Here is a 561-nt window from a genome sequence, read left to right as displayed (position 1 = left end):
CTGCAGCGGCCGACGTTATATTCAACAGCAGCGACAACCTGCTTTTATCTGCTTCGACTGCTTCCGGGAAAACGGAAGCAGCCTTTTTTCCAATCTTGACGGACCTGGCGGAAAATCCGGCTGACTCGATCGCCTGCCTCTACATCGCGCCGCTGAAGGCCTTGATCAATGACCAGTATGACCGCTTGCGCGACATCTGCGAAGAAAGCGACATACCAGTCTGGCGCTACCACGGCGACGTTGCGGCCAGCCAGAAGCGGCGCATGTTCAAAAAGCCGCGCGGCGTTTTGCAGATCACGCCTGAATCTCTGGAGTCCCTTTTGATCAACAAGCATGCCGACATTCCGCGCCTGTTTGGGGACCTGCGCTACGTGGTCATCGATGAGCTGCACTCTTTTTTGAGAAGCGACCGGGGAGGGCAGACCTTCTGTCTTCTGGAGCGCTTGAACCGGCTGGCAGACGTCAAGCCGCGGCGCGTCGGCCTGTCGGCGACCATCGGGGATCCAGCGGCAGCTGGCCGCTTTCTGGGAGCCGGGTCTGGTCACCGGACTAAGATTCCCC

General features: G+C 59.2%; 1 protein-coding gene. It reads left to right on the top strand.

All coding sequences use genetic code 11. The annotated features are described in order from the left end of the window. The coding region (locus lacNas_RS04675; RefSeq protein WP_201346642.1) for a DEAD/DEAH box helicase at nt 1-561 on the top strand (561 nt) is incomplete at both ends.

The organism is Lactobacillus nasalidis, assembly GCF_016587775.1.
In the GTDB taxonomy this organism is placed as follows: Bacteria; Bacillota; Bacilli; order Lactobacillales; family Lactobacillaceae; genus Lactobacillus; species Lactobacillus nasalidis.
Note: the sequence above shows the minus strand (reverse complement) of the source record. Positions and strands in the feature narration are given on the sequence as shown.